Source organism: Methylomonas sp. BW4-1 (assembly GCF_052474385.1).
The window spans coordinates 3,415,453-3,441,644 of the sequence record NZ_CP184125.1; the positions used below are offsets into that span (position 1 = coordinate 3,415,453).

The following is a 26,192-nucleotide window of genomic DNA, read 5'->3' on the forward strand; positions in this document are numbered from 1 at the left end:
ATTATGATCAAGAAGCAACCGCTTACTCGTCATCGTGGCATTTACCTACTGCCCAATCTATTCACCACGGGCGCCATGTTTGCCGGGTTTTATGCAATCACCTCGGCAATTAACGGCCGTTTCGAAACAGCGGCGATTGCGATGTTCATTGCGATGGTACTGGATGGCTTGGACGGCCGCGTTGCCCGCCTGACTAACACGCAAAGCGAATTCGGCGTGCAGTACGACAGCTTGTCCGATATGGTTTCGTTTGGCGTTGCTCCGGCTATTGTCATGTATTTGTGGACTCTATCCACCATGGGCCAAGCAGGCTTGTTCGCCGCATTTGTGCATATGGCCGGTGGAGCGTTACGTTTGGCGCGTTTCAACACGCAAGTGGAAGTGGCCGACAAACGCTATTTTCAAGGCCTACCCAGACCCGGCAGCGGCGGCTATTTTGGCCGGTGGATTGTGGTTCTGCGTGGAAAACGGTTATGACGTGGAAAACATCAAGTATCTGGTATTGCTGACCACCATCACTACCGGTTTGCTAATGGTCAGCAACTTCCGTTACTCCAGCTTCAAAGAAATCGATTTTAAAAACAAGGTGCCATTCATCGTTGCCATTATCGCGATGCTGGTTATCAGCTTCATAATGGCGCAACCGCAGCGAATGCTGTTCCTGCTATCGGTCGGCTATGCCATATCCGGCCCTATAGTTACCTTGGTTTTGCGCAAACGTAAGCTGCAAAGCCGTAAAAGCTAGCGGATGAAAAATACCGGCGGCAAACCGTTGCTCGACGCCTTGGAAATACACTGGCGCCAATATCGCAAACGCTTGAAAGCCTGCCGCCAAACCGCCAGCGAAGATAACGTCCACGAATTACGCATTAGCACCCGGCGCTTGTTGGCGCTGATAGAATTGCTACATGCCTTGGAGCCACAACCCACATTACTAAGCATTCGCAAAGTTTTGAAAAAGCAACTCGACGGTTTCGACGAATTGCGAGATACCCAGGTCATGCTGTTCGAGGCGGCCAAGACCCTGCCTATACTTCCCGAGCTAGAGCCTTTTTTAGCGTACATGCATCGCTGCGAACAGCGTTTACTGCTGGAAAACCATTCATTTATTGCCCGCCTGTATCAACCGAAACTGCGTCGCAAGTTGAAAAAAGCCGGTAAATACTTCAAAACTCAAACAACCGACATCGATCTTAAACAGGCATTACCAAGCGCCATTAACAATATTTATGGCCTAGTGATAAATCGTTATGAAGCACTGGATCCCAACATACCTGCCAGCATTCATCATCTGCGCATCGCTGTTAAAAAATTGCGCTATACGCTTTTAGCAGCGCAATGCCTTGATTCCACTCACGCTGAAACGGACTCTAGCCTGTTGAAAAGCCAGTTAACTCGCATGGGTGACATTCAAAACTCTGTAATCATGTTGCAAACCCTTGAGCTATTTTTTCAACATCAGATACCGAGCGCAATAGAGCAGTACTATCGACGACAACAACAAGAGTTGATCGACTCATTTATGACCTGTTGCTCGGAGATTTTGGTGTTTCGGCATGTGACCCAAAACGACAGAAACTGGGTTTTTGAATCCGCTTAGAAACTAGCTATACTCATTGTCGGCTTATTTATTGGCACCAACGACGAGATGATTTACCAGAAATAAAAAATTTTCTATTAAGCAATTGAAAAACAATGTACCTCGGCAAACCGTACGAACCATTAACTCTACTGTCAATTGAGTTTATATTTTATCATTGCCTCAGGACAATCAGCTGCTGCCGAAAAAACTAAAGCCGTCAAACTTAAACGCTATCCCCAAACGTCAAAATCAACAAGAAAAAGTTCATAACGTGGCATTACGAAATATTAGAGGCGGTTTCAATGGCATCAGATGATAGAAACTCACCTAAAATAGGTGTTCCGTCGTCACCCTATCTGGTTTACACCTCAGCCGGTCACCGATCCAATATAAAAAAATGGGTCACGGGCAAAAAAAATTTCGACTTATGGGTTACTCAATACGAAGGCGAAAGTGATTATCACCGGAGCGTTGCTGATTTTTACAACGAGCGAAAAGGCGGCAAATATCCAAATTTACACGATATATATAACCGCTGGGGAGAGTTACTCACCCCCTATCGGGCAATATTTGTACTTGACGACGATATAGAATTGAGCGCCAGCCAAATTAGCCAGTTATTCCGCATTTTAGAACGCTACAAACTCGTCTTGCTACAGCCTGGTTTCTTGAGCGTCGGCAAAATAAGCCATGAAGTCACAAAAGCAAATCATTTCAGATTTGCGAGGCTTACCAATTTCGTGGAAAACTGCGTGCCATTGTTCTCTAAGCCTATTCTGGATCGGTTTATGGCAACTTACGACCCGGGCTTAATTGCCTTCGGAACTGATTGGTGGTATTTACACCTTCTGACCAATGAAGAGCGCGAAACCGGAGTGGCGGTAATTGATTCGGTACCTTGCGTAAACCCGGACGAATGGCTTGAACAAAAACCTCGAAAAATAGATCAAGTTGAGCCCGTCAATAAAGGTATAGAGATTTGGCAGGAATTTAAGCGCGAGCGCGGCATCGAGATGCCGCCAGGCGGTGTCAGAAGTTTGGGGCTATTATCGCCTACAGCCTTAGAAGACTGGCTTACGCTAATTTCCGCTCCGTTAATCCGCTGCAAAACATTTCTGTTCTACCCCCATTATTTCATGCGTCTGAAACGCTTTTATTGGGATATTCATAGGCGAAAAATATTTTAAAATTCGCCATTCAGCAATGGCGAAATGCTGACTATCCAAAACAACACAGCAGATCTTATTCAATGAGAATATAAGTTTACTTGCTCAAATTGGAAACTGAGTTCGGCCAACCTCCTTAAGAATAGCATTTCGCAACTAGATGACGGCCCAAGGAATTATTCGTGAACTATTTAAACGAAATTAAATGCTATTTAAAAATCAAAATTTCCCAGATATTGATGCGGTACCCTACCCATCACAAACCACTAAAAATACAACATGCGCCTAAAAACAAACCGAAGGTACTAATTTTAGGAATATATTTAGAATACAGAGAAAACACATTTAATCACCTGATAAGTGCGTTTAATCAATCAACAGCATGTGCGGTTGATCAAATCTGGGTATCATTGAACCCTAAAAACTCTCTAAAAGACAACCAAGCCGAATATAAAAACCACGCCAACCTAATTCTGGTTAAGCAGATATTTGAGCTTAAACCAAAATTTACGATATTAAATGAAATTCTAGAAGAGGTTGACATAAGCAAATACGATTATCTTGTCTTTACCGATGACGACATTTTTGTTGACGATAACTTTCTCGATGCTTTTATCGGATGGCAACAGCATTTAAACTTTTGCTTGGCTCAACCCGCCCGCACGAGAACCAGTACAGCTGATAATACATTTGTTGTTTCCAGGCCTTGGCTAAACGCACGCGAAACACATTTTGTTGAAATTGGCCCGCTATTTAGCATGCATAAATCAATTGTAAATGAATTACTACCGTTTGATCTTGAAAGTCCAATGGGATGGGGATATGACCTCGTTTGGCCAATAAAGGTGAGTGCATCGGAAAAAACCATGGGGACTATTGATGCGACTCCTGTACAGCACAGCCTGAGACCTCAGGGCGCGGCATATTCGACCGCAAAAGAATCTGTGCTAATGAATGAATATCTTTCAACAAAACAGCACCTAAACTTCCGAGAGGCCTGCACTATTGTTAAAAATTACTCAAAAATAAGCTTCCTCAAAAAATCGTTCAATTTATTTTAATGCCTATCTGTTTTAATTTCTCGAACAAAGCACCGCTTAATTCCGATCAGCCCCAACAACCTATTTATCTTATTGGCACTGCCCGATACTACTTAAACATAATAAGCGACACCATCATCGACTTAAAGATATAATAGCCCAACTACCAGCATTTATTTGATTCATCTTATGCATCACAATATTTCCGTTAAACCTTTTGTAATTTAATCGGCCTAATCGATGCTATGAGCTGCCTAGTTACCGTCATCATACCCACTCACAACCGCCCCGACCTTTTGGACGAAGCCATAAGCAGCGTAGTCAATCAAACCTTGGCGGATTGGGAAGTCATTGTCGTTGACGATTGCTCAACCCCTCCGGTAAACCCCGCTCAGATCCAGGAAAAGTTCGGAACGAAGATTAAAGTTTTGCGGCACCCAAGCTCTTTGGGGGGAACCGCAGCGAAAAACACCGGCATCAAAGCCGCTTCTGGCAAATACATTGCGTTTCTGGACGACGACGACCTTTACGCACCGACTTATTTAGAAAAAGCTGTTTCAACTTTAGAAAACCATCCAGAAATTAACACGCTGTTCATGAGCGTCGCTTGGTTTGGTCCAAATTCAAAATGGACGCACGAATCCTACACTGACGCCATGAACAAAATATTGGCAGATCTGGCTGGAACGCAAGTGACGGAAACCCTACTGGAATTTGACGCAGACCGTCTATTCAAAGCTTTGCTAAAAAGGGTCCCTATGGCGTTTCAACGACCAGTGGCAACCAGGGAACAGGTTAGGCAAATCGGCTTATATCAGGAAGATTGCCTACTTTGGGATTGCGATTGGGCTTTGCGCGCTGCGCTGAATGGCCGATGCGGATTAGTAACAGAAGGCTTGTACCTGCAACGTAGCGCGGGCCAGGGATACTCGTCTCAGCCTCGCCGCCGGATGGATCACTCCTTATCCAATCTGGAAATAAAAAAACAACTGATTAAGCGAAATGTCAGGCCTGATCTAGCCAAGCTGATCAGGCTCAACTACATCCAATCCGCCCAAGATTTGAGTTGGGAATACATCAATCAAAACCAAGGCTTGCTAGCAGTCAAAACCATGCTGGCTAGTTTCCAATACGGCATTCACTTTCTGCAGATTAAGTTTTTAGCGCACGCTCTTTATAGCTGCGGATTGAGTTTATTTTCTAAAATACAACGATAGCCTAGTTAGATTCGGAATCGAAACAAAAGGTAAAATGGATTTAGCAGACTCAAACGCCGCAGCATCGTAAGCTTGAGCCTTAGTCGGCAATCAAGTATAGTTTCTAACCATGAACAATCAGAAAAACGAATTTCATAGTCACTTAGTTTTCATGCCAGCCATTGGCAGACAATTGTTCGGCCTGTCTTTAAGATTGCTGCCCTGAGGGGCGCACTCTATCCTCATTTAAACAATACCACCCTTTTCTGTTCCTCGGCCTCAGCGCCGAACATTTCATGAACGGAGTTCTCATGAAAGATAAATTAATTATATTCGACACAACTTTGCGCGATGGTGAGCAAAGCCCAGGCGCCTCAATGACCCGCGATGAAAAAGTCCGCATTGCCCGAGCTCTGGAGCGCATGAAAGTCGATGTCATCGAAGCGGGTTTCCCGGCAGCCAGCCAAGGCGATTTCGAAGCAGTGCAAGCGGTCGCCGATGCGATTAAAGACAGCACAGTTTGCGGTTTGGCGCGGGCGCTGGACAAAGACATCGACCGGGCTGGCGAAGCCTTGAAAGGCGCAAACAGCTCGCGCATCCATACCTTTATCGCGACTTCGCCGATCCATATGCAAAAGAAGTTGAATATGCAGCCGGATCAGGTCATCGAATACGCAGTTCGGGCAGTAAAGCGCGCCCGCCAGTACACCGATAACGTCGAATTCTCCCCGGAAGATGCCGGCCGTTCGGAAGAAGATTTCTTGTGCCGTATCCTGGAAGCAGTGATCGATGCCGGAGCGACGACACTTAATATCCCGGACACGGTCGGCTATAGCATGCCTCAGCAGTTCGGTGCGACTATCGCCAATTTGATCAAGCGCATCCCCAATTCCGACAAGGCTATCTTCTCAGTACATTGCCACAATGATTTGGGCTTGGCGGTTGCCAATTCCTTGTCGGCGGTGATGAACGGCGCGCGGCAGGTAGAATGCACGATCAACGGTTTGGGCGAACGCGCGGGCAATGCCTCTTTGGAGGAAGTGGTGATGGCGGTGCGCACCCGCCAGGATTTCTTCGGTTGTGATACCGGCTTGGACGCGCGCGAAATTGTCACTTGCTCAAAGCTGGTGTCATCCATCACCGGCTTTCCGGTGCAGCCTAACAAGGCCATCGTCGGCGCCAATGCTTTTGCGCACGAATCCGGCATCCATCAAGACGGCGTATTGAAAAACCGCGAAACTTACGAAATCATGCGCGCCGAGGATGTGGGCTGGACCACCAACCGCATGGTTTTAGGCAAACATTCCGGCCGCAACGCCTTCAAAACCCGAATGGCAGAGCTGGGCGTGGACTTTGCCGGCGAAGCCGATTTGAACGATGCTTTTTTCCGCTTCAAACAATTGGCCGACAAAAAGCACGATATTTTCGACGAAGACTTGCAGGCCTTAATTTCCGAGCAAGGCTTCGAAGCTGAAGACGAACATATCAAACTAGTAGCCTTAAAAGTCTGTTCCGAAACCGGCGAAGTCCCTAACGCCACCGTCACGATACGTGTCGATGGCAAGGAAGTCACCGGCAGCGGGCAAGGCGGTGGCGCAGTGGATGCCAGCTTGAAAGCGATAGAAAGCCTGGTGAAAACCGGCGCGACTTTGGCGTTGTACTCGGTTAACAACATCACCACCGGCACGGATGCTCAGGGTGAAGTAACCGTCCGACTGGAAAATGCCGGCCGTATCGTTAACGGTTCCGGCGCCGACACCGACATCGTAATCGCCTCGGCCAAGGCTTACATTAACGCGGTTAACAAACTGCAAACGCCCGACCAACGTCAGCATCCGCAAAAAGGCGATGTCTGATTTTTGAGCCGCCATGGATAACGCGACCCGCTTGCAGTACATGGAGGCGATGGGCATTGACGTCTGGACACTTAGGCGTCTACCCATCGCAGTTCCGCAAGCGGCCGTTCATTGTGAAAGTCGAATCGAACACGTAGTACCGGCTACCCCCTTTGCAGCCCACGAAGTTGAGCCTTCCGAGCAAACGGTATCAAGCATCATCGAAACCGTTAATATCGAATTTCCGCGACATTCCGCTTCGTCGCCATCATCACACGCCAACGATCAAATATGGAGAGACCTGCAACACGAGGTTTCTTTATGCGAAGCCTGCTCGCTGTGTAAAACCCGCACCCAAACCGTATTCGGTGTCGGCAATAAACAAGCAAGCTGGATGCTGATTGGTGAGGCGCCTGGGCAGAATGAAGATTTACAAGGCGAACCGTTCGTCGGCAAAGCCGGCCAATTATTAACCGAAATGTTGCGGGCGATAGGTTTAAAGCGGGAAGAAGTCTATATAGCCAATATATTGAAATGCCGGCCGCCGAATAACCGTGATCCGCAAGCCGAAGAAGTCGCCGCCTGCAATCGCTTTCTGCAGCAGCAAATCGAATTGATACAACCGAAAATAATTTTGGCGGTAGGCCGGATTGCTGCGCAAAGCTTGCTAACCACCCAACAACCTCTGGCAAAATTACGCGGCGTTCAACACCAATTACACGATATTCCGCTGATTGTCATTCATCACCCGGCTTACCTATTGCGCTCGCTACTGGAAAAGGCAAAGGCCTGGAGCGACTTGCAGTTTGCGCTGTCGGTCTATCAAAAACTAGAAAAATAAAACCATGTGGAAACTGTTACATAAACTGAAAGATGCAGTGATTTACGACGCGGACCGCGAGTTTTACGCCAAGGTGTTTCCAGACTCGGTAGATAGCAAAGACTTAATGCGGATGCGCAAAATGGATCATGCTGATTTAACCAGCGTCTTGAAGATAGAAGAGTTAAATTACGAATTTCCGTGGTCGGAAGGGATATTTAAAGATTGTTTCCGCACGATGACTTACACCAGTTGGGTGTGCGAGGCGCCAGATGACAACATAGTAGGCTATTGCATCATCAATGTAGCCGCTGGCGAAGCTCACATTATGAACATCAGCGTTAACCCCACCTTTCAACGCCAGGGAACCGGCCGCAAAATGTTGGAACACTTAATCGAATACGCCCGGCCCCGCGCTGAGAAAATATTCCTTGAGGTGCGCCCCAGTAATCCTGGCGCCATCAATTTGTATCGAAAAACCGGTTTTCGCGAAATCGGCACCCGTAAGAATTATTATCCAGCCAAAAACGGTCGCGAGGACGCGATTATGTTTGAGTTGGATCTGGTACCTATGCTCTAGCCGGGTTATGTAGATTCACTGTCGGCCTAAATTATCCCGCCAACACTATTCCTCGGAAACGGTAACCGATCCAATTAGAGCCGTACATTGGGCGTTTAACAAGTTATACAGCCGGATATTTTTTCAATCTATTTTTCAATTGCTGAGTCTCTTGCTTCAACCAATTTGCCGTTTGGACTCTGAGGTCAATTTCGTAAAGATATATTGGATTTGCTTGAAAACCAGCATCACGAGTTTTAAGCGAGTTGGATTTACCGAATTTAGTTTTCATCGTAATTCCCTTATTTGAAGCTTGTCTAATCCCCACAAGCAATTGAATTGGTTAGCTTACAAATACTGCTCAGAAAAGTAACTAGTCGTACCGAAAATGTAGGTTGCTAACATTTGGCAAGAGGTACAAAGCAAATATCACACCATTTTCTGGCAACGGAATGGCCTTCGCCTGCTCGAAGGATCTGCGTAAATAAGACTATTTTTTTCAGCGCAGTATTGCCATAAGTGACAGTTACCTGACATTTTTGGTCAGTAACGCAAAAGATCGCTTATCTTTGCCTCATACGTCGACGCACCAAAGCCAAAAGCTAATCTGTTAGGCTGATGACGAGATCGTTTGATTACACAAACATAGCGCCACCACCAAGCTATGGCAGTTCAAATGAATAAATTTGTAAAATTTAATTGACTTTAAGAAAGCGAACCAAGGGTTTGTTTTGGATGATTTTGTCCAATTTTTCGGAAACACGCCATCTACAAGAGTGACCAAAACGCTGTTGAGTTTTAGCAAAAAGGTGGCAGAATCGGTCCAGCCGATAGCTTTTGGGAGGTCTTATGAAAATACTTGCAGTACTGATACTCGCCGGACTTACTTATGGTCTTGCGTTATTCATACTTGGAATAATCAAAGAATTGGCGGAATTCGCCGTTGAGGCATGGCGTGACGTTGAGATAGGAAGATAATTTTATTTAATAGCAGTCAGACCGACCTATTCAGTTTTCAAGAACGCATTAAATTGTCAACTAGACAATCATAGCCGGGAGCAATACCCGGCTTTTTTGTGTTCGTGGTTTTCTCGCGCACATATCTAAACTATAAATACGGGCAATCTTGAAGGCGGCATGGTTTTTATTGGCACGCTATTTGGCACAAATGCCGCCTGTCGGGCCGTCGATTTAGATAACAGTCGCCCGCATTCCGTACAGATAAAATTCCCGGTTGGCGACCCGTAGGCGAATTCCATGGTCAAGTTAGAGTGGTCGCAATAATTGCCGTCTGTATTGCTGGTTATTGGTATCGCTTTTAAATTGTCCATAATTTTTCCTTATAACCGTCTAAGCTAGATTTGTATGTCGGTACTTTCTTCAGATTTCCTTAAATCTAGATTATGTGTAAATTAAGATTGCATTATTAGTGGCCCGAGCAAATCCGGCCACGCGCTAATTTGCCATGAATTTTTAAATTTGCCGACATAGTTGGCTCGTTACGCTTAATCGGTCTTAATGCCTTATCTGCAGCCCAAATTGCGCCGAGAATCCCGTGTTCACGATTGGTGAGATTTTACCGCCCGGCTTTAAACTTCAAGGCATGCGCCATCACTTGATAGATGTAACTTTGCTCTTGTACGCCATGAAATAAATGCGCTTTGGGACCGAACGCGAAAATGGCCACATCTTCGGCGCCGTGCGTTTCGCTGCCTAGCGGTACAACGGCTTCCTGCAGAAAATCGGGATGCGTGGTATTGACGGCGCTCAGATCGGGGCGGCCTTTTTGACCTCGATAACCCGGACCGTTGGCGTATCCCAACGTCGCGTAAGGCAATCCGTTACTGTCCTTGGCAAAACCTTTCTCGCCAGCTTGCTTGACCAAGCCCATGATCGGATTACCGCGTTGCGGATAGCCGGCGATGGTAAAGGTATGGCTATGGTCGGCGGTAACTATGATTAACGTATCCTGAGGATTGGTTTTTTCCAACGCCTTGCGTACCGCATTAGAGAGCTCGATGGTTTCCGTCAAAGCTCTATAAGCATTACCGGCGTGATGGGCATGATCGATACGGCCCGCCTCCACCATCAGCACATAGCCTTTTTTATTTTTCGACAATATCTCTATGGCTTTTTCGGTCATCTCGGTCAAAGACGGCTCGCCACCCTTGTCACCAAACCGATCATGCTCGTATTCCATATGCGAACGTTCGAACAGCCCCAGCAAATGCTCGGTTTGCTTAGGATCTATCGCATCGAAGCCGGCTTTGTTATAGACATAGGCGGATTTCGGATACTGGGTTAACCAACGCTGGGTCAAATCCATACCATCTTTACGGCTACCAAACTTATTACTATCTTCCGGATCCGGCGTTGTTTCGGGCAAAAACATGCTGCGCCCGCCACCCAAAGCCACTTCCAGGCCGTTGCCGTAATCGAAATCCAGCAGTTGCTTGGCTATATCGCGAACGGTGGCGCCCGCGGGAATTTGCGCATCGGACTCCCAATCGCGTTCAGAGGTGTGGGCGTAACAAGCAGCCGGCGTGGCATGCGTGACTCGGGCAGTAGAGACCACGCCAGTTGATAGACCTTTTTCCTCGGCTTGCTCGAGCAAGGTTTTCACCTTATAGGTATTGACGACCTCCGCACTCTTTTCCTGGCGAGCCACCTGCATGCCTACCGACAATTCGCCATCATTGGTTTTCACACCGGTAATAATCGCTGACATGGTCGGCGCGGAATCCGGAGTTTGTTGATTGGCGCTATAAGTTTTCGATAACGCTACATAGGGAGCTGTTTCGAAACTTAGCGAATTTTCCTCGCCACCGCGATTGCCCGGTTTGCGCTGCCCCTCCAGAATACGCGCGGCGGTAATAGTCGAGATGCCCATACCGTCACCAATGAACAGAATGACGTTTTTGGCGAATGCTCGATTAGCTTCCAGTTGCTCAGCCGCCTTGATACGGTTTTGCCCCGATTCCAACCAGAATGCCGGCGTTTCCAAAACCGGTTCAGCCTGGGATGTCCCGGCCGCCAAGCTCAGTGTGCTTATCAGAATTGCGGATTTACAGTGCATAGGAAGCATAAGTACTTTTGAGGAATGTTTTTTAAATCAATCGCCGCAGTTCTAAACGACTTCAGCACCTAGCTTTAAAATGCCCGCATTGAACCGGCGATACCAGATATACATCACTAGCAGCAACACCGCCAACATCCCGAAAAAACCTTTGTCACCCAAGATGACGTAAGGCGTAAGACCACGCATCGGCACTATATAATCGGTTAAAGTCGTGGTGGTAAACAAAGGCGCTTGCTTATGTAATGCCCCGTCCGGACCAACAAAACCGGTCACGCCGGTATTGGTCGTGCGAACCAGATAGCGGCCGGTTTCCAGCGCCCGCATTTGCGCTATTTGCATGTGTTGATGCGGCTGTGAGGAATCGCCAAACCAAGCATCGTTAGTCATATTGACGATATACGCTGCATCCGCCACTTGCCTGGCAACCAGTTCGCCGAAGGCATCTTCATAACAGATCGTGGTGACAAACGCATGACCGCCCGCCGTCAACAATGTTTGCCGGTCGCCACCGGCCGCGAAATCGCCCAGCGGTATTTGCAATTTATCCAATACCCAACCTGATAAAGGCTGAAGCGGCAGATATTCGCCAAATGGCAGTAAGTGATTTTTATGATACAGGGCTTGCTTTTCGCCCAGGGTCATGACGCTGTTGTAATAATCCTTACCCTGCCCGCTACTGGGTAGCCCAACCACCAAGTCAACCCCATGCGCTTGCGCGGCAGTTTGTAGCGGATCAATGTAGAACTCTTTTACTTGCGACAGAAAGGCCGGAATTGCGGTTTCCGGCCAGATAATCACATCGGAATCCCAATGCTGTTCGGTAAGTTCCTGATATAGCCTGAGTGTGTTGAGTTTCTGATTTTTCTGCCACTTCTGATCCTGGCCGATATTGCCTTGCACCAAGGTGACCTTGATCGGCGCGCCGAAGGCTTGAGTCCACGACACCGTTTGCAAATAGCCACCGCCCGCCCAAATCACCCCTAAAACCAGCAGCCCCGGCAAAGCCGGCAATTTGCCACGCACTAATTCGACTAAGGAAAAAGCCGATACCGCCAACAAAAACCCGACCCCATAAACCCCGGCCAGTGGAGCGTAACCGGCCAACGGCGTAGATAGTTGACTGTAAGCGATTTGCAGCCACGGAAAACCGTTCAACAACCAATAACCGCGGAAATACTCGACGGCTACCCAAGCAATAGCGGCAGCTATTATGCGTAGCCAAGCCCCGGAACAGATTGAGGTTTTGGCGATAAACCAGCCGGTTAAGCCCGGAAATAAGGCCCAAACCGCTACCAGCAGAGCCGTCAACGCTATCGAGCTATACGGGTCGCCGCCGCCGAAATCGTGAATACTGATATACGTCCACCAAATCCCCGATCCGAACAAGCCCAAACCGAACAAATAACCACTAAGAGCAGCCCTGTTCGGCGCCTGCCGCTGCCAAACCCAGTAAATAAAAGCTAATGCGCCAATTGCTGCGTAAGCGTAACTGTATGGCGCAAACGCCAAGGTGAGCAATGCTCCAAAAACGGGGGCGGCAAGTTCCCATTTACAATTCAATATTCGCTTCATTACTCTGCTGTGTTTATTCGATGGAATCGGCATTTTATGCAGCTGCCGAGGTTTCGTAAAATCGGCAACTGCCTATAGCCGTCAATCTGAACTAAACTGAGTTTATGTTTTCAACACATCTTAACTCGCAAGTACATGACCGATAACGCATCACTGCCTTTTGAGCTGTCAACGGAATCCCTCGGCGGATGGATTAATTCACTAAGCGCGCTACCCGCGGCGAACGCGGCAAACCAGTTGAATCTGGTCCTTAAACAACTGAGTCGCTTTAACGGCACAGCCGCAAACGTGTTGCCGATACTCGTAAACTTAACCCCGCTGACATTGCATTTATCCAATGGCTTGACCAACGCGGCGCGTTCCGAAACAGACATAGCCACCAACACCAAAGCGCTGAAAATTGCGAAGCTAGCCATCCAGTTACTCAGACATTTGAGTCTGGCTTTTTGCCGCACGGTCGAGACCAAACAACTCGATACATCGCTGACCCAACAAGCGATATTTTATGCCTTGCAGCTCGTGGGGTATTGTCTGCGCAGCACGGCGCTGTTTTACGAAATGCCGTCCACGACCTTGTGGAAAAAGAGCGGCCTGCTTTACACCATAGCCGGCGAACTGCAACTGCTAAAAAAGCCAGTCTCGTCCAAACCGCAGGAATTCAAGTTACAAAGCACCATTGAAGCAGTCATCAAGCGCAACCTATTGTTTGCACTCAGCAAACCCAACCAATATTCAACAACTGAAATCAGTCAATTATTTCAGTTGGTCAGTCGGCATCAGGATCGCCTGGAGATCAGCAAAACACCCAATCCGGATTGCCGTTTTATTTGGAATCTGGGCAGTGAACCAAGCCCTATGCCGCGTACTAACAGCACATTGCCACGCGGTCTCGGTGTACATCAGTTGCCAGAACTTCGGCCATGCCTTGCAACTTGGCGAAATCGAGACCGAACTGAATTCAAACATGCAAACCAAACTGGCCTTGCATTTGACGGGATACAGCAATATTTTCGCATCGGTGGCCATCGGCCCGCCGATGCCGGCACACTTACTCGAGGGCTTCGTTGCGGTTAGCGCCCATCTACAAGGTGAAGAAAAATTATCGAAAATCATGAACCTGAGCTCGCAGTTATCGCGCGGAAGATCCCTGGCTCGCGATATGTCTCTAGTGCCGTTGGAGCATGAAAAAAGTTTCTACAAACCGTTAAATTCTTCGCTGATCAGTTTTCCCGAGCATGGCACCAGTCTGAGTCTGTTACGCAATGTCAGTAAACAATTTCTGGTAGCGGAAAGCCCCGCACCCAATTGTTCAACAGGTGATATTGGCTTACTTTGCCGGGAGCAGCAACCCGCCAAACTGGTGATAGTTCGCCAGCAAACGCTCTATGAAGATGTGACACTAATTTTGCTGGAACCCATAATTGGCAACATTACCATCCACGATATCGAAAATGCCGGTGACAGTAACAGCCAGAAAGCGATAGTCATCGGGATGGAAACCGCTCAACCTGAAGTGTTGTTAGCCAACGGCAAATACACGGTAGGCAGTAAAATCAAACTGCTATACGGCAACACCTTGTATTTGAAAGCTTGCGTGGACAGTACGCCCTGGTTAGTGCGCTTCAAGGCCGGTGTTGATTTGTGACGCCATGCGGGACGTGGGCTGCTGCAATTTGATGTGACTCCGCGGAATCGCAATGGCCTTTTTGATCATCGAAGAAAATATCGGCCCCGAACGCTTTTAAAAACGCCCCCTTGGGCATGCCGCCTAAAAATAAGGCTTCATCTATCCTGATTCCCCAAGCACGCAAGGTTCTGACGACCCGCTCGTGCGCGGGCGCGGCGCGTGCGGTGACCAATGCCGTGCGAATTGGCGACAAATCTTGATCGAAATGGGTTTGAATGCGGTGCAAAGCACTTAAAAACTCTTTCAATGGCCCGTCCGATAAAGGCTTATGCGCTTCGTTGCGCTCGTTGGCCGCAAAAGCCGCCAAACCGTGTTGCTGATAAATGCGCTCGGATTCGTCGGAAAACAGCACCGCATCACCATCGAAAGCGATCCGCAATTGCGGAGAAGGATTGGCTACCGCGCCGGAGACAATGGTTGCGGCGGCATAGCCCGCAGCCAAGGCCTTTCTGACATCCTCACCATTGGCGGATAGAAACAAATGCGCGCCGAAGGCCGGGATATATTCGTAAGGGGATACGCCGCTGGTAAACGCCGCCCGGCTAATCGCCAAATCGTAGTGGTTGATTGAGTTAAAAATACGCAAGCCGGTATCCGCGCTATTTTGCGACAGCAGGATAATCTCCACCAGCGGCGCACCGGGAAAGGCTTTGTTGATATCTAAAAATTTCTTGACCAAGGAAAAGCCGAAACCCGGCGGCAGAATTTCATTTTCGTGTTCAATCTGATAATGACAAAAGGCTTCCTTGCCCTGGGTCTCGAAAATCGCATGCGATTCATCGAGATTGAATAAGGCCCTGGACGATACTGCAACTACCAGTTTCTGATTATCCATGACTAATCTTTATTGCGGGTAACCCACACCGAATCGAGATTGAGGGTTTTCTTGATTTTCGCCGCGTACGCCGCCGCTTCATATTGTGTTTTAAAACCGTCCACAAACAAACGATACCAGTTCTCGCCCTTGGATTCGGTTTTGACTACTTTGGCAGGGACGCCCTTGCCCGCGAATTCTTGGGCTTTACTCTTGGCGTACCAATCCTGTTTAAACGCAATTAAATTGACCGCCCAATTTTCTTCCACCGGTTCCGGCTTTTTCTTCTCCGGTTTAGGGGCCGGCGCGGCAGCTTGCGCTCGACCTTTTTCCAAGGCGCTCACCTTGTTTTGCAAGGCTTCTATGGTTGCGCCTATTTGCATGATCTGGCTGCTGATTTCGGCAGAAGGCTTGGCTTGATCACCGTTGGCCTTTGCCGCACCAGGGTCAGCATGCCCAGCCTTACTTAATTCAGCGATCTGAGTGGCCATCACACCATTGCTGACCGTCAATTCATCCAGCTGTTTGCGCAACATTTCCTTGTCCGCGGCATCGCTGGTGGGCGCGGCATTCACTTGTTCCTGCAATTTCCCGATAATAGTCACCAACTCGCCGACTTGCGACTTGGCAATCATGCCTTGTATGCCTAACCCAGTGCCAATCAGCAGCGCCGCCACCGCGATGCCGTTCGCCACATAGGCAGCTACCGGTTTTTTCGCCGCCAAGGCCTCCACGGCCCGTTTGGTTTTCTTCTGTTCGGTCTGCACGCTTTCCAGACTATCCAGACAACCCAGCAGCTCATTTTTACCCGCCGCCTCGGTTAAATCGTGGCGCATCTGCTGCTGATGCTTCTTGAGGTCGACGATATTCCGATTCAAAGCGGCAATTTCGCTGCTATGATCGATGACTTGTACCTGCGGCACCGGGCTTGCTTGAACTTGTTCGGCCGCTGCGGCAATCGGCGCTGTTTCCGGCTCGTTAGCCTGGACAACGACTAATTCTTCCTCGTTTTCTTGCTCACTGACAGCCGCCGCCAATATCTGATCCAAATCTGGTTCCGGTTCCGGCACGCTTGGTTGGACACTATTATCGGGTTCCTCCAAATCGGCGAACTCGTCGACAATTGGCGTTGCCGCTGGTGCAAATTCGTCATCAGCCGAAATATCGAAATCCGCAATTAGAAAATCGGCATTACCGCCTGCCAAGTCAGCGTCATCGGAAAACTCGTCTATTTCGGCCATATTTTCCAGGTCGTCCACCGCGGTTTCCGGCAAACCCACCACGGCCACCGGGGCATCCTCCGCAAAATCATCGATTTGCCCTACCCTTTCTAACTCCGCGACTTCTTCAAACACGTCATCAACCGGCACCTCCAAAAGGTCCTGCTGATTGACGGCATCGACGATGTCGACCAAATCATCATCAACTACTTGCTGCTCGCGTCCGGGATTAATGCCTAAATCAACCGCCAAATCGTCGCCAAACTCGTCAATATCGTCTGCCAAACTTGATGTAGCCTTAGGTTCATTCGCACTCAGTAATTCATCGATATCCGCGAACTCGTCGATTTCCTGTTGCGCATCCGGCTCGAATGTCTCGTCGCCCACCAGCAAACGATCAATGGCTTCGTCATCATCTATCGTGCCAACCTGTTGTTCGGAGGGGTCGCCAATATTAAGCATGGCATCCAGATCGTCGGCAAACGCATCCAAGGTTTTTTTATTTTTACTAGCAGTCGATTCAGCCATGTTTTTTCTCGTTTAAGCTGCACACAGTTCAGCAAATCCTGATTTGTAGAACAGCACAAAATATCATTTAAGCGCAGTGACCAAGGCATTGACCTCCATGCGTTGCTGCAATTCGATGTCCCGAAAACCCGCCTCAGCCATCTGCGCCAACACGACGGATTCGCGCATCACGTGATTTTCCGACTCGTCGTTAAACAGATGGACTATCCAATGTTCGAGTAAATCCAAGCGGTTGATTTCGGTCAAAACCTTAAAGTAGCCGCCAACCTCTCGCTGTATGCTGCGGGTATGCGCGCTAATATCATCCAAAGCATACCGGTCGCCGTTGACGAATTTTCCACCCGGCTTTAATACCCGATATATTTCTCCCAACACTTGCCGCCGGTAATCGCTATGGAAATTATGCAAAGTGTATGCCGACGCCAAAATATCGACGCTGTTGCTCGCTAAACCCTGCAACGCCGTCAGCGCATCCTCGCCGGAAAAACGTAATCTGCCCGCAGCAACCCAATCGCGCAAACTCTGCTTCGCCTGGTTTTGCATGGTGGGTTCGTTATCGACACTTAATATATTGAGGTTGTCCGCGGCGGTCAGGATCGCCAGCGTAGTAATACCCGTGCCGCCCCCGAGCTCAACCACTGCCTGCGGCGTGCCTTGCTCCTCACAGTAATTGCCAACAATTTCACCGACCAAGCGACTCATTTCCGTCGCAAATGGGCAGATCAAATTTAACATTTGATATTCTTGACCCATCACGCTGGAGAACATCGCATCGAAGCGTTTTTCGACTGTCATGATTGTGCTTTCAATTTTTGTTTTGCGTCATACGCTGCCAGTTGTTCAGGTGTGGCCTCGCGTTGATATTTGTCTTTCCATTCACTGTAAGGCATGCCATAGACAATCTCCCGCGCTTGCTCGTAATTGATGTCAATTTCGCGCTCGGCGGCGGCGGCGGCATACCATTTAGCCAGGCAATTCCGGCAGAAATCGGCGAGTACCATCAGCTCGATATTTTGCACTTCGGTGTGCTGTTGCAAATGGGCCAGCAATTGCCTGAAAGCAGCAGCTTCCAGCTCGACGTTATTGGACTGAATCATGAAATCCTCCTTTAAAACCGGCATTTTAGCAGCAAAGCCGTTAGGCTCATGTACAATTGCAGCCAAAGATTCTACAATGAAGTAATTGATACTCGGGCTCTAATCGCGCTTTGTGAACACAATACATAGTTCATCCTTGGCTTTTTATCCGGTCGGCTATAACCAGCCGAGAGCCGCACGGCCGGATAATAATCTTGAACAAAAGCAAAAGCCTAATAATGACGAAACCGGGATACCTCGGCAGAATCCTGATTTACCTAAAACATCGTCAACCGCTCAAATCAAGGCCGCTTTGGCGGACAACGGATTGACCGTAAGCAATAACGACCAACCAAATAATTCGCGCACCTTGAAAGCATTGAACGCCTACACAGAAAACCGCAATCAACCCGCTCAAAGCCGGGTTGCCGAGATCATTTCCGGTATCGATCTTTACGTCTAACTCCCTCCCATCTTTCAACACCAATCATGAAGCCGCTTTTAGAGTTTTTCCCAATCGTTCTATTTTTTGTCGCTTATAAACTGTACGACATTTACATTGCCACCGCCGTCGTAATCGCCGCCACGGTTGTGCAGGTCATCAGCTATTGGCTGCTATATCGTAAAGTGGAAACCATGCAGTGGATTACGCTGGGGTTGATTTTGGTCATGGGTGGAGCAACTTTGTACTTACAAGACGAGCAATTCATTAAGTGGAAACTGACCATAATTGAGTGGCTATTCGGCGGTGCATTTTTAGTCAGCCAATTCGTTGGCAAAAAGACTTTCATAGAACGCATGATGGGCGCAAACCTGGAATTGCCTGATCGCATCTGGAAACGCCTTAACATGAGCTGGTCCATGTTTTTTATCGGAGTCGGCTGTTTAAATTTGTACGTAATGGCGAACTACAGCACCGACGACTGGGTCAGTTTTAAAACTTTCGGTGTTCCTGGCCTGATGCTTATTTTTATTGCCGTACAAATAGTGTTCTTGTATAAGTTTATTCCCGCACCAGAGGCTAAAGAGTAATGTTGTATGCCGTCATTGCCGAAGATGTCGCGGACAGCTTGAGTAAACGTCTGGCCGCCCGTCCACAGCATCTGGAACGATTAACCGCGTTACAAAACCAAGGCCGCTTGGTTTTGGCCGGACCGCATCCTGCGATAGATAGTGATAACCCCGGCGATGCCGGATTTAGCGGCAGCCTGATTGTTGCCGAGTTTGCCAGTCAGCAGGATGCTCAAGACTGGGCCGATGCCGATCCATATATCTCCGCGGGCGTCTATGCTCGTGTTACCGTTAAACCATTCAAACAAGTATTTCCCCAATGACAGCCGACCATATCAGACAGAAGCTGGAAGAAGCTTTTAAGCCAGAATTAATCGAAATCATCGACCATAGCGCCGCGCACGCCGGTCACGCCGGCAACAAAGGCGGCGGTCATTTTCATGTCACCCTCATATCCACTCAATTTGAAGGTAAATCCCTGGTACAAAGACATCAGCTGGTTTATCAAGCTTTGGGCGACATGATGAAGGATGAAATCCATGCCCTGGGCATTAACGCTTTAACCCCCTCTGAAAACAGCTAAAGGAAATTCTTAAGATGAAACTGAAACTTATTCCCCTGATACTAGCCAGTAGCGTATTGTTACCCGGTTGCTTCGAAGAAAAAGCTAAGGAAGCCGCCGCACCAGCAGCGCCGACTGTCAGCAAAGAGGACGCGGTTGCTTCGGTTAACGGCACCTATATCAGCAAGAAAACTTTGGAAACCTTGGAAAAGGAAATTGCGGAACGCAGCCAAGGCCAAACATTCCCAAAAGAACAGCTACTGGAAGAACTGATTCAACGCGAATTGCTGATTCAACAAGCGGTGCAAAAACAACTGGATAAATCGCCGGAAGTAATCGAACGCATGGCAACCGTAAGAAACTCCTTGCTGTCGCAAGCAGCATTACAAGATTACCTAAAAGCCAATCCGGTCACCGACGAAGAAATCAAAGCGGAATATGACTCGAAAATGGCTAACATGGGCAGCGAATACAAAGCCCGTCATATTTTAGTTAAAACCGAAGACGAAGCAAAAAAACTGATTGCAGAACTGGAAAAAGGCGGGGATTTTACCGCGCTGGCTAAAAAGCATTCTATCGATCCAATGGGCTCCGAAGGTGGCGATTTAGGTTGGTTTACCGCAGACCGTATGGTCCCGCCATTTTCTGAAGCAGTGGTTGCACTGGAGAACGGCAAATTCAGCAAAACACCGGTACAAACTCAATTTGGCTGGCACGTGATTCTGCGCGAAGAGTCCAGAGCTTTGACACCACCGCCATTTGATTCCGTCAAAGAACAAATTCGCCCAATGTTACAGCGCCAAAAAGCGCAAGCCATGATCGAAAATTTGCGTAAAAACGCCAAAGTTGAAGTCTTGCTGCCGCCGACACCGCCAAAGCAAGAAGAGGCTCAACCAGCAGCGCCAGCTGATCAGGCTGCACCAGCACCTACTACGGAGGCCACTCCGGCCGAACCGGCCAGCGCCGCACCTAACGCAGACGTAAAACCCACCGAACCTGCGGCTACAGCTAAATAACGCACACCCAACAGGGCGGTCCAACCGCCCTGTCTTTTTACAGCAAAAGTCTTTTATTGCTATAAGCTCAGCTTTCTAAATAACTATGCCGCTTGGACTTGAACTCGGGCGTGCATCTTCCGATTCTGCGTATTTTCATCCAGTAAAGCTTTAATACTGGCTGTGCATTTTCCACATACACCGCCCGCCCCCGTGCACTGCATTAGTTGCCTGCGATTGCACACACCCTGGCTAATTGCCTGCCTAACCTGCCTATCGGTGACCGATTTACACACACATACGTACATGACACCCTCACTTAAATCATATGCGCATTAATGATAACAATTATCATTTAAAAGTAAAGTATCCACCATCACATTTTTTCCACGCGAACTTCCGAAACCAATCAGAGTCCGAAGATGCAATTACCTTGCTTTGCTTAGGAAATACGCGGGATTGAGGCATGAACCCGAATTGCAAACCCAGGTTTGTTCATGATTAAATAGGACGATAACCTTTTCGTCATTTATTACAGAGCCAATGATGCAAGACTATCAAACCCAAAAACCCACCGTGTTGGAAATACTGGACACTCATCAAGCAATGCCGGGTAATCTGTTGCCCATATTGCATGGTATTCAGGACACACTGGGCTACATCCCGCCGGCTGCCGTAGTAGACATTGCCAAATCACTCAACCTTTCCCAAGCGGAAGTCCACGGGGTTATTAGTTTTTATCATTACTTCCGGGAAACTCCGCCCGGAGAGCACACGATAAGGATTTGTCGGGCCGAATCATGCCAAGCCATGAACGGTAAAGCATTGGAAACCCATGCCAAACAACAGCTTGGCATCGACTTTCACGAAACAACAGCCGACGGAATTTTTTCATTAGAACCTGTTTATTGTTTGGGTAACTGCGCTTGCTCGCCATCAATCACGATAGACGACGAGGTGATTGGCCGCGTCACAACCGAAAAATTCGACCGATTGCTAGCCACTTATAAAGGTGCCAAATAATGACCCGCGTATTCATATCCCGCGACTCCACCGCGCTTTCCTTAGGTGCGGAGCAAGTTGCCAAGGCCTTAGCACAGCAAGCCTCCAGCAAAAACCTATCAGTAGAAATTGTCCGCAACGGCTCGCGCGGATTGTTCTGGCTGGAAACCCTCGTAGAAGTCGAAACCAGTCACGGCAGAGTTGCCTATGGCCCCGTGCAAGTAGAAGATGTGGAGTCTTTACTCAATAGCGGCCTGCTGGAAGGCAAGCAACACCCGCTTTATTTAGGCAACATTGAAGAAATAGCTTATTTCAAAAATCAAAACCGTCTTACCTTTGCTCGCGTTGGCTTAACCGACCCAGTCAACATCGACGACTATTTGGCTCACGATGGATACCGTGGCCTGAAAAACGCACTGGCTTTGCAAGCCACCGAGATCGTCAAGCAGGTCACTGACTCAGGCCTGCGTGGTCGTGGCGGCGCCGCGTTTCCGACAGGCATAAAATGGAACACAGTACTAAACGCCCCTGCAGACCAGAAATACATCGTCTGCAACGCCGACGAAGGCGACTCAGGTACCTTCTCCGACCGGATGATCATGGAAGGCGACCCCTTCGTATTGATCGAGGGTATGACTATCGCTGGCTTGGCGGTGGGCGCTACCCAAGGTTATATTTATCTGCGCGTCGAATATCCGCACGCCAAAATCGCACTGAATCAAGCCATCGAAGCCGCCTACAAAAACGGCTATCTGGGCGAAAACATTCAAGGTAGCGGCAAAACCTTCCACTTGGAAGTGCGTAGCGGGGCGGGCGCTTATATCTGCGGCGAAGAAACATCTTTATTGGAAAGCTTGGAAGGTAAACGCGGATTAGTGCGTTTTAAGCCACCGCTTCCCGCTATCGTCGGCCTGTTCGGCAAACCCACCATCGTCAACAACGTCATTTCGCTGGCCTCGATTCCGGTGATCCTGGACAAAGGCGGCGAATATTATAAAAACTACGGTATGGGCCGTTCGCGCGGTACCCTACCCCTACAACTGGCGGGCAACATCAAACATCCAGGGTTGTTTGAAGTGGCTTTCGGCATGACCTTGCGCGAGCTGCTTTACGATTACGGCGGCGGCTCCGCCAGCGGCAGGCCGATACGCGCGGTTCAGGTGGGTGGTCCATTGGGTGCCTATCTTCACGAAGGCCAGTTCGATACCCCGTTGGATTATGAAGCCTTCGCGGCTATATCGGCGGTATTAGGCCATGGCGGCATCGTGGTTCACGACGACACCGTCAATATGGCCGACATGGCCCGTTATGCAATGGAGTTTTGCGTGGAAGAATCCTGCGGCAAATGCACACCTTGCCGAATCGGATCGACACGCGGCGTCGAAGTAATAGACCGCATTGTCGACGGCGTGCAAAAGGATAAAAACACCGTGTTGTTGCGCGATTTATGCGACACCATGACTTACGGATCTTTGTGTGCGATGGGCGGCATGACACCATTCCCGGTGTTGAGCGCGCTGAATCATTTCCCTGAAGACTTTGGCCTCGAAGCCGCCAAAGCCTGATCGATTACCAGGAGATAAATATGTCTGCCAATAACGAAATAGATTACGGAACTCCCGCGAGTTCGTCTGCAAATCAAGTCACTCTGGAAATCGACGGCCATAAGGTCACTGTCAATGCCGGCAGTTCCGTAATGCGCGCCGCCGCCGAAGCAGGGATCAGCATTCCTAAACTGTGCGCCACCGACAGCCTTGATCCGTTCGGCTCGTGCCGAATGTGTCTGGTGCAAATTGAAGGCGCCCGCGGCTATCCAGCGTCTTGTACCACCCCGGTCGCGGACGGCATGAAGGTCTGTACCCAAAACGATAAATTGGCCAGCATCAGACGCGGCATCGCCGAACTTTATATCTCCGACCATCCTTTAGACTGTCTGACCTGTGCCGCCAACGGCGACTGCGAACTGCAAGACACCGTCGGTCAAGTTGGTTTACGCGAAGTCCGTTACGGCTTCGATGGCGAAAACCATCTGAATTCCGAAAAAGACACCAGCAATCCTTATTTCAGTTTCGACCCGGCGAAATGCATCGTCTGTTCGCGTTGTGTGCGCGCTTGCGAGGAAGTGCAAGGCACCTTCGCGTTGACCATCGACGGTCGCGGCTTCGACTCCAAAGTCTCTCCAGGCCAAAACCAGCCATTCATGGAATCCGAATGCGTATCCTGCGGCGCTTGCGTACAAGCCTGCCCTACCGCGACGCTGATGGAAAAATCGGTGATCGACAACGGCGTCCCTGAGCACAGCACTATCACCACCTGCGCTTATTGCGGTGTTGGCTGCTCATTCAAAGCCGAAATGAAAGGCGAACAACTGGTGCGCATGGTGCCCGACAAAAACGGTCAGGCCAACCATGGTCACTCTTGCGTCAAAGGCCGTTTCGCGTTCGGTTATGCGACCCACAAAGACCGCATCACCACTCCCATGGTCCGGGAAAAAATTTCCGATCCTTGGCGCGAAGTCAGCTGGGAAGAAGCCATTAGCTTTGCTGCCAACAAATTGAAAGGTATCCAGGCCAAATACGGTAAAGACTCAATCGGTGGCATTACTTCATCGCGTTGCACCAACGAAGAAACCTATCTGGTGCAAAAATTAATCCGCGCCGGCTTCGGTAACAACAATGTCGACACCTGCGCCCGCGTTTGCCACTCACCGACCGGCTACGGATTGAAAAGCACATTTGGTGAGTCATCCGGCACCCAAACCTTTGACTCGGTGATGCAGTCCGATGTGATTATGGTAATCGGCGCCAACCCAACCGACGGCCACCCGGTATTCGGTTCGATGATGAAACGCCGCTTGCGCCAAGGCGCAAAACTAATCGTGGTCGATCCACGCAGCATCGATTTGGTTAGCAATAGCCCGCATGTAAAAGCCGACTATCATCTTAAACTGCGCCCCGGCACTAACGTTGCCGTTGTCACTGCATTGGCTCACGTCATCGTCACCGAAGGCCTGGCGGACGAAAAATTTGCGTTGGAACGTTGCGATGTCGAGTCGTTTAACAAATGGAAAACCTTCGTTGCGCTGCCTCAGCATTCACCTGAAGCCGTTGCCGAATTGACCGGCGTGCCTGCCGAGAGCATGCGCGCAGCAGCCCGCTTGTACGCAACAGGCGGTAATGGTGCGATCTATTACGGCTTGGGCGTTACCGAACATAGCCAAGGCTCGACGACCGTCATAGGTATCGCCAATTTAGCGATGGCTACCGGCAATATCGGCCGCGACGGCGTCGGCGTCAATCCATTGCGCGGACAAAACAACGTGCAAGGCTCTTGCGATATGGGCTCGTTTCCGCACGAGTTCGTCGGCTACCGCCATGTTTCCGATTCGCAAACCCGCATTCAGTTCGAGACAGCTTGGAACGTAGCGCTGTCATCCGAACCCGGCTTACGCATCCCGAATATGTTTGCCGCCGCTATCGACGGCAGTTTCAAAGGCTTGTACGTACAAGGCGAAGACATCGCTCAGTCGGATCCAGACATAACGCACGTTCACCACGCGCTGCGCGAACTGGAATGCTTGGTGGTACAAGACATTTTCCTGAACGAAACGGCCAAATTCGCCCACGTATTTTTACCTGGCTCCTCGTTCCTGGAAAAGAACGGCACGTTTACCAATGCCGAACGCCGGATTTCACCAGTTCGCAAAGTCATGACCCCACTGGGCGGTAAGGAAGACTGGGAAGTGACCCAGGACTTGTCCAACGCGCTGGGTTATCCGATGAATTACAGTCATCCTTCGGAAATCATGGATGAAATCGCGGCGCTGACGCCACAATTTGCCGGCGTCAGTTACGAAAAAATCGACGAAATGGGCAGCATTCAATGGCCTTGCAACGACGAAACCCCGGACGGCACGCCGATTATGCACGCCGATCACTTCGTCCGCGGCAAAGGTCGTTTCATGCTGACCGAATACGTTGCCACCGAAGAACGCACCAGCAGCAAGTATCCGTTGATCCTGACAACCGGCCGCATCTTGTCGCAATACAACGTTGGGGCGCAAACCCGCCGCACTGAAAACGTTGCTTGGCATGAAGAGGACCGTCTGGAATTGCACCCGCACGATGCCGAAGTCTTAGGCATCAGCGATGGCGATTGGTGCGGCGTGAAAAGTCGCTCCGGCGAAACGGTATTGCGCGCCAAGGTCACGGACCGCATGCAGCCGGGCGTGGTTTATACCACTTTCCATTTCCCGCATTCGGGCGCCAATGTTATAACCACTGATAACTCGGACTGGGCAACCAACTGTCCGGAATACAAGGTTACAGCGGTGCATGTCGCCAAAGTGGCGCAACCGTCGGCATGGCAACAGGAATACCAAGACTTTTCCGACAATCAGTTGTCTTTGCTGGAAAACCGCATCGCGGTCAACGAGTAAACCGCAACCG

25 protein-coding genes and 1 pseudogene are annotated in these 26,192 nt (G+C 49.3%); 18 read left to right on the top strand and 8 right to left on the bottom strand.

The window, feature by feature from the left end:
• The first annotated feature begins 3 nt into the window (after positions 1 to 3).
• The 8 genes and pseudogenes from pssA (at position 4) to rimI (ending at position 8,219) form a co-directional block, all read left to right on the top strand.
• Positions 4 to 745: pseudogene (gene pssA, locus ACH5Y9_RS15805) on the top strand (CDP-diacylglycerol--serine O-phosphatidyltransferase).
• A gap of 3 nt (positions 746 to 748) precedes the next feature.
• Complete coding sequence (locus tag ACH5Y9_RS15810; protein ID WP_445366774.1) at positions 749 to 1,600, top strand: CHAD domain-containing protein; 852 nt, start codon at positions 749 to 751, stop codon at positions 1,598 to 1,600.
• Between the two features lie 284 nt (positions 1,601 to 1,884).
• The gene (locus ACH5Y9_RS15815; protein WP_205453555.1) at positions 1,885 to 2,769 is read left to right on the top strand and encodes a hypothetical protein; all 885 of its coding nucleotides are present in this window, start codon (positions 1,885 to 1,887) and stop codon (positions 2,767 to 2,769) included.
• A 161-nt stretch (positions 2,770 to 2,930) separates the two neighbouring features.
• Complete coding sequence (locus ACH5Y9_RS15820; protein WP_445366775.1) at positions 2,931 to 3,809, top strand: hypothetical protein; 879 nt, start codon at positions 2,931 to 2,933, stop codon at positions 3,807 to 3,809.
• Between the two features lie 224 nt (positions 3,810 to 4,033).
• Entirely contained in the window at positions 4,034 to 5,005 is a 972-nt protein-coding gene (locus ACH5Y9_RS15825; protein WP_445366776.1) for a glycosyltransferase family 2 protein, read from the top strand.
• Positions 5,006 to 5,295: 290 nt separating this feature from the next.
• Positions 5,296 to 6,840, top strand: coding sequence for a 2-isopropylmalate synthase (locus ACH5Y9_RS15830; RefSeq protein WP_033158855.1), 1,545 nt, complete (start codon positions 5,296 to 5,298; stop codon positions 6,838 to 6,840).
• Positions 6,841 to 6,853: 13 nt separating this feature from the next.
• A complete protein-coding gene (locus ACH5Y9_RS15835) occupies positions 6,854 to 7,660 on the top strand; it encodes a uracil-DNA glycosylase (protein WP_445366777.1) in 807 nt (268 codons plus the stop codon).
• 4 nt (positions 7,661 to 7,664) lie between these two features.
• Positions 7,665 to 8,219, top strand: a complete 555-nt coding sequence (gene rimI, locus ACH5Y9_RS15840; RefSeq protein WP_445366778.1) for a ribosomal protein S18-alanine N-acetyltransferase — start codon at positions 7,665 to 7,667, stop codon at positions 8,217 to 8,219.
• A 103-nt stretch (positions 8,220 to 8,322) separates the two neighbouring features.
• Here rimI and ACH5Y9_RS15845 read toward each other — a convergent pair whose 3' ends face one another.
• From ACH5Y9_RS15845 to lnt, 3 genes are all read right to left on the bottom strand, one after another.
• On the bottom strand, positions 8,323 to 8,490 hold the full coding sequence (locus ACH5Y9_RS15845) for a hypothetical protein (RefSeq protein ID WP_205453549.1): 168 nt from the start codon (positions 8,488 to 8,490) through the stop codon (positions 8,323 to 8,325).
• A 1,284-nt stretch (positions 8,491 to 9,774) separates the two neighbouring features.
• Positions 9,775 to 11,274: an alkaline phosphatase gene (locus tag ACH5Y9_RS15850; protein ID WP_445366779.1), complete on the bottom strand. Its 1,500-nt coding sequence runs from the start codon at positions 11,272 to 11,274 to the stop codon at positions 9,775 to 9,777.
• Between the two features lie 51 nt (positions 11,275 to 11,325).
• Positions 11,326 to 12,849 carry an apolipoprotein N-acyltransferase gene (lnt, locus tag ACH5Y9_RS15855; RefSeq protein WP_445366780.1) on the bottom strand — a complete coding sequence of 508 codons (1,524 nt, stop codon included), beginning with the start codon at positions 12,847 to 12,849 and terminating at the stop codon, positions 11,326 to 11,328.
• 237 nt (positions 12,850 to 13,086) lie between these two features.
• Between lnt and ACH5Y9_RS15860 the strand changes: the two genes are divergently transcribed.
• Together ACH5Y9_RS15860 and ACH5Y9_RS15865 are read left to right on the top strand one after the other, a co-directional pair.
• Positions 13,087 to 13,923 carry a hypothetical protein gene (locus ACH5Y9_RS15860; protein ID WP_445366781.1) on the top strand — a complete coding sequence of 279 codons (837 nt, stop codon included), beginning with the start codon at positions 13,087 to 13,089 and terminating at the stop codon, positions 13,921 to 13,923.
• On the top strand, positions 13,886 to 14,494 hold the full coding sequence (locus ACH5Y9_RS15865) for a hypothetical protein (protein WP_445366782.1): 609 nt from the start codon (positions 13,886 to 13,888) through the stop codon (positions 14,492 to 14,494). The genes ACH5Y9_RS15860 and ACH5Y9_RS15865 overlap by 38 nt, the downstream gene beginning before the upstream one ends.
• Here the strand turns inward: ACH5Y9_RS15865 and ACH5Y9_RS15870 are convergent.
• The 4 genes from ACH5Y9_RS15870 to ACH5Y9_RS15885 all read right to left on the bottom strand — a co-directional run bounded on the left by ACH5Y9_RS15870 (position 14,472) and on the right by ACH5Y9_RS15885 (position 18,195).
• Positions 14,472 to 15,371, bottom strand: coding sequence for a 5'-nucleotidase (locus ACH5Y9_RS15870; RefSeq protein WP_033158850.1), 900 nt, complete (start codon positions 15,369 to 15,371; stop codon positions 14,472 to 14,474). The two genes, ACH5Y9_RS15865 and ACH5Y9_RS15870, sit on opposite strands and share 23 nt — an antisense overlap.
• Positions 15,372 to 15,373: 2 nt before the next feature.
• Positions 15,374 to 17,098 (bottom strand): SPOR domain-containing protein, encoded by a 1,725-nt coding sequence (locus ACH5Y9_RS15875; protein WP_445366783.1) that lies wholly within the window; start codon positions 17,096 to 17,098, stop codon positions 15,374 to 15,376.
• Between the two features lie 63 nt (positions 17,099 to 17,161).
• On the bottom strand, positions 17,162 to 17,893 hold the full coding sequence (locus ACH5Y9_RS15880; RefSeq protein ID WP_445366784.1) for a methyltransferase domain-containing protein: 732 nt from the start codon (positions 17,891 to 17,893) through the stop codon (positions 17,162 to 17,164).
• Positions 17,890 to 18,195, bottom strand: a complete 306-nt coding sequence (locus tag ACH5Y9_RS15885; protein ID WP_192394498.1) for a DUF1244 domain-containing protein — start codon at positions 18,193 to 18,195, stop codon at positions 17,890 to 17,892. Before ACH5Y9_RS15885 ends, ACH5Y9_RS15880 begins: the two co-directional genes overlap by 4 nt.
• A 112-nt stretch (positions 18,196 to 18,307) precedes the next feature.
• Between ACH5Y9_RS15885 and ACH5Y9_RS15890 the strand changes: the two genes are divergently transcribed.
• From ACH5Y9_RS15890 to ACH5Y9_RS15910, 5 genes are read left to right on the top strand one after another with little or no spacing between them, the layout of a single operon-like run.
• Positions 18,308 to 18,637 (top strand): hypothetical protein, encoded by a 330-nt coding sequence (locus ACH5Y9_RS15890; RefSeq protein ID WP_445366785.1) that lies wholly within the window; start codon positions 18,308 to 18,310, stop codon positions 18,635 to 18,637.
• 26 nt (positions 18,638 to 18,663) lie between these two features.
• The gene (locus tag ACH5Y9_RS15895) at positions 18,664 to 19,206 is read left to right on the top strand and encodes a septation protein A (RefSeq protein ID WP_033158845.1); all 543 of its coding nucleotides are present in this window, start codon (positions 18,664 to 18,666) and stop codon (positions 19,204 to 19,206) included.
• Positions 19,206 to 19,508, top strand: coding sequence for a YciI family protein (locus ACH5Y9_RS15900; RefSeq protein WP_033158844.1), 303 nt, complete (start codon positions 19,206 to 19,208; stop codon positions 19,506 to 19,508). Before ACH5Y9_RS15895 ends, ACH5Y9_RS15900 begins: the two co-directional genes overlap by 1 nt.
• The gene (locus ACH5Y9_RS15905) at positions 19,505 to 19,768 is read left to right on the top strand and encodes a BolA family protein (RefSeq protein ID WP_020482975.1); all 264 of its coding nucleotides are present in this window, start codon (positions 19,505 to 19,507) and stop codon (positions 19,766 to 19,768) included. Before ACH5Y9_RS15900 ends, ACH5Y9_RS15905 begins: the two co-directional genes overlap by 4 nt.
• Before the next feature lie 14 nt (positions 19,769 to 19,782).
• Entirely contained in the window at positions 19,783 to 20,763 is a 981-nt protein-coding gene (locus ACH5Y9_RS15910; RefSeq protein WP_445366786.1) for a peptidylprolyl isomerase, read from the top strand.
• Between the two features lie 83 nt (positions 20,764 to 20,846).
• Here ACH5Y9_RS15910 and ACH5Y9_RS15915 read toward each other — a convergent pair whose 3' ends face one another.
• Positions 20,847 to 21,050, bottom strand: coding sequence for a (2Fe-2S)-binding protein (locus ACH5Y9_RS15915; RefSeq protein ID WP_445366787.1), 204 nt, complete (start codon positions 21,048 to 21,050; stop codon positions 20,847 to 20,849).
• A 238-nt stretch (positions 21,051 to 21,288) separates the two neighbouring features.
• Between ACH5Y9_RS15915 and ACH5Y9_RS15920 the strand changes: the two genes are divergently transcribed.
• From ACH5Y9_RS15920 to fdhF, 3 genes are read left to right on the top strand one after another with little or no spacing between them, the layout of a single operon-like run.
• Positions 21,289 to 21,765, top strand: a complete 477-nt coding sequence (locus tag ACH5Y9_RS15920; protein ID WP_033158843.1) for a formate dehydrogenase subunit gamma — start codon at positions 21,289 to 21,291, stop codon at positions 21,763 to 21,765.
• On the top strand, positions 21,765 to 23,309 hold the full coding sequence (locus ACH5Y9_RS15925; RefSeq protein ID WP_445366788.1) for a formate dehydrogenase beta subunit: 1,545 nt from the start codon (positions 21,765 to 21,767) through the stop codon (positions 23,307 to 23,309). The genes ACH5Y9_RS15920 and ACH5Y9_RS15925 overlap by 1 nt, the downstream gene beginning before the upstream one ends.
• Before the next feature lie 20 nt (positions 23,310 to 23,329).
• On the top strand, positions 23,330 to 26,182 hold the full coding sequence (fdhF, locus tag ACH5Y9_RS15930) for a formate dehydrogenase subunit alpha (protein WP_445366789.1): 2,853 nt from the start codon (positions 23,330 to 23,332) through the stop codon (positions 26,180 to 26,182).
• The last annotated feature ends 10 nt before the right edge of the window (positions 26,183 to 26,192 follow it).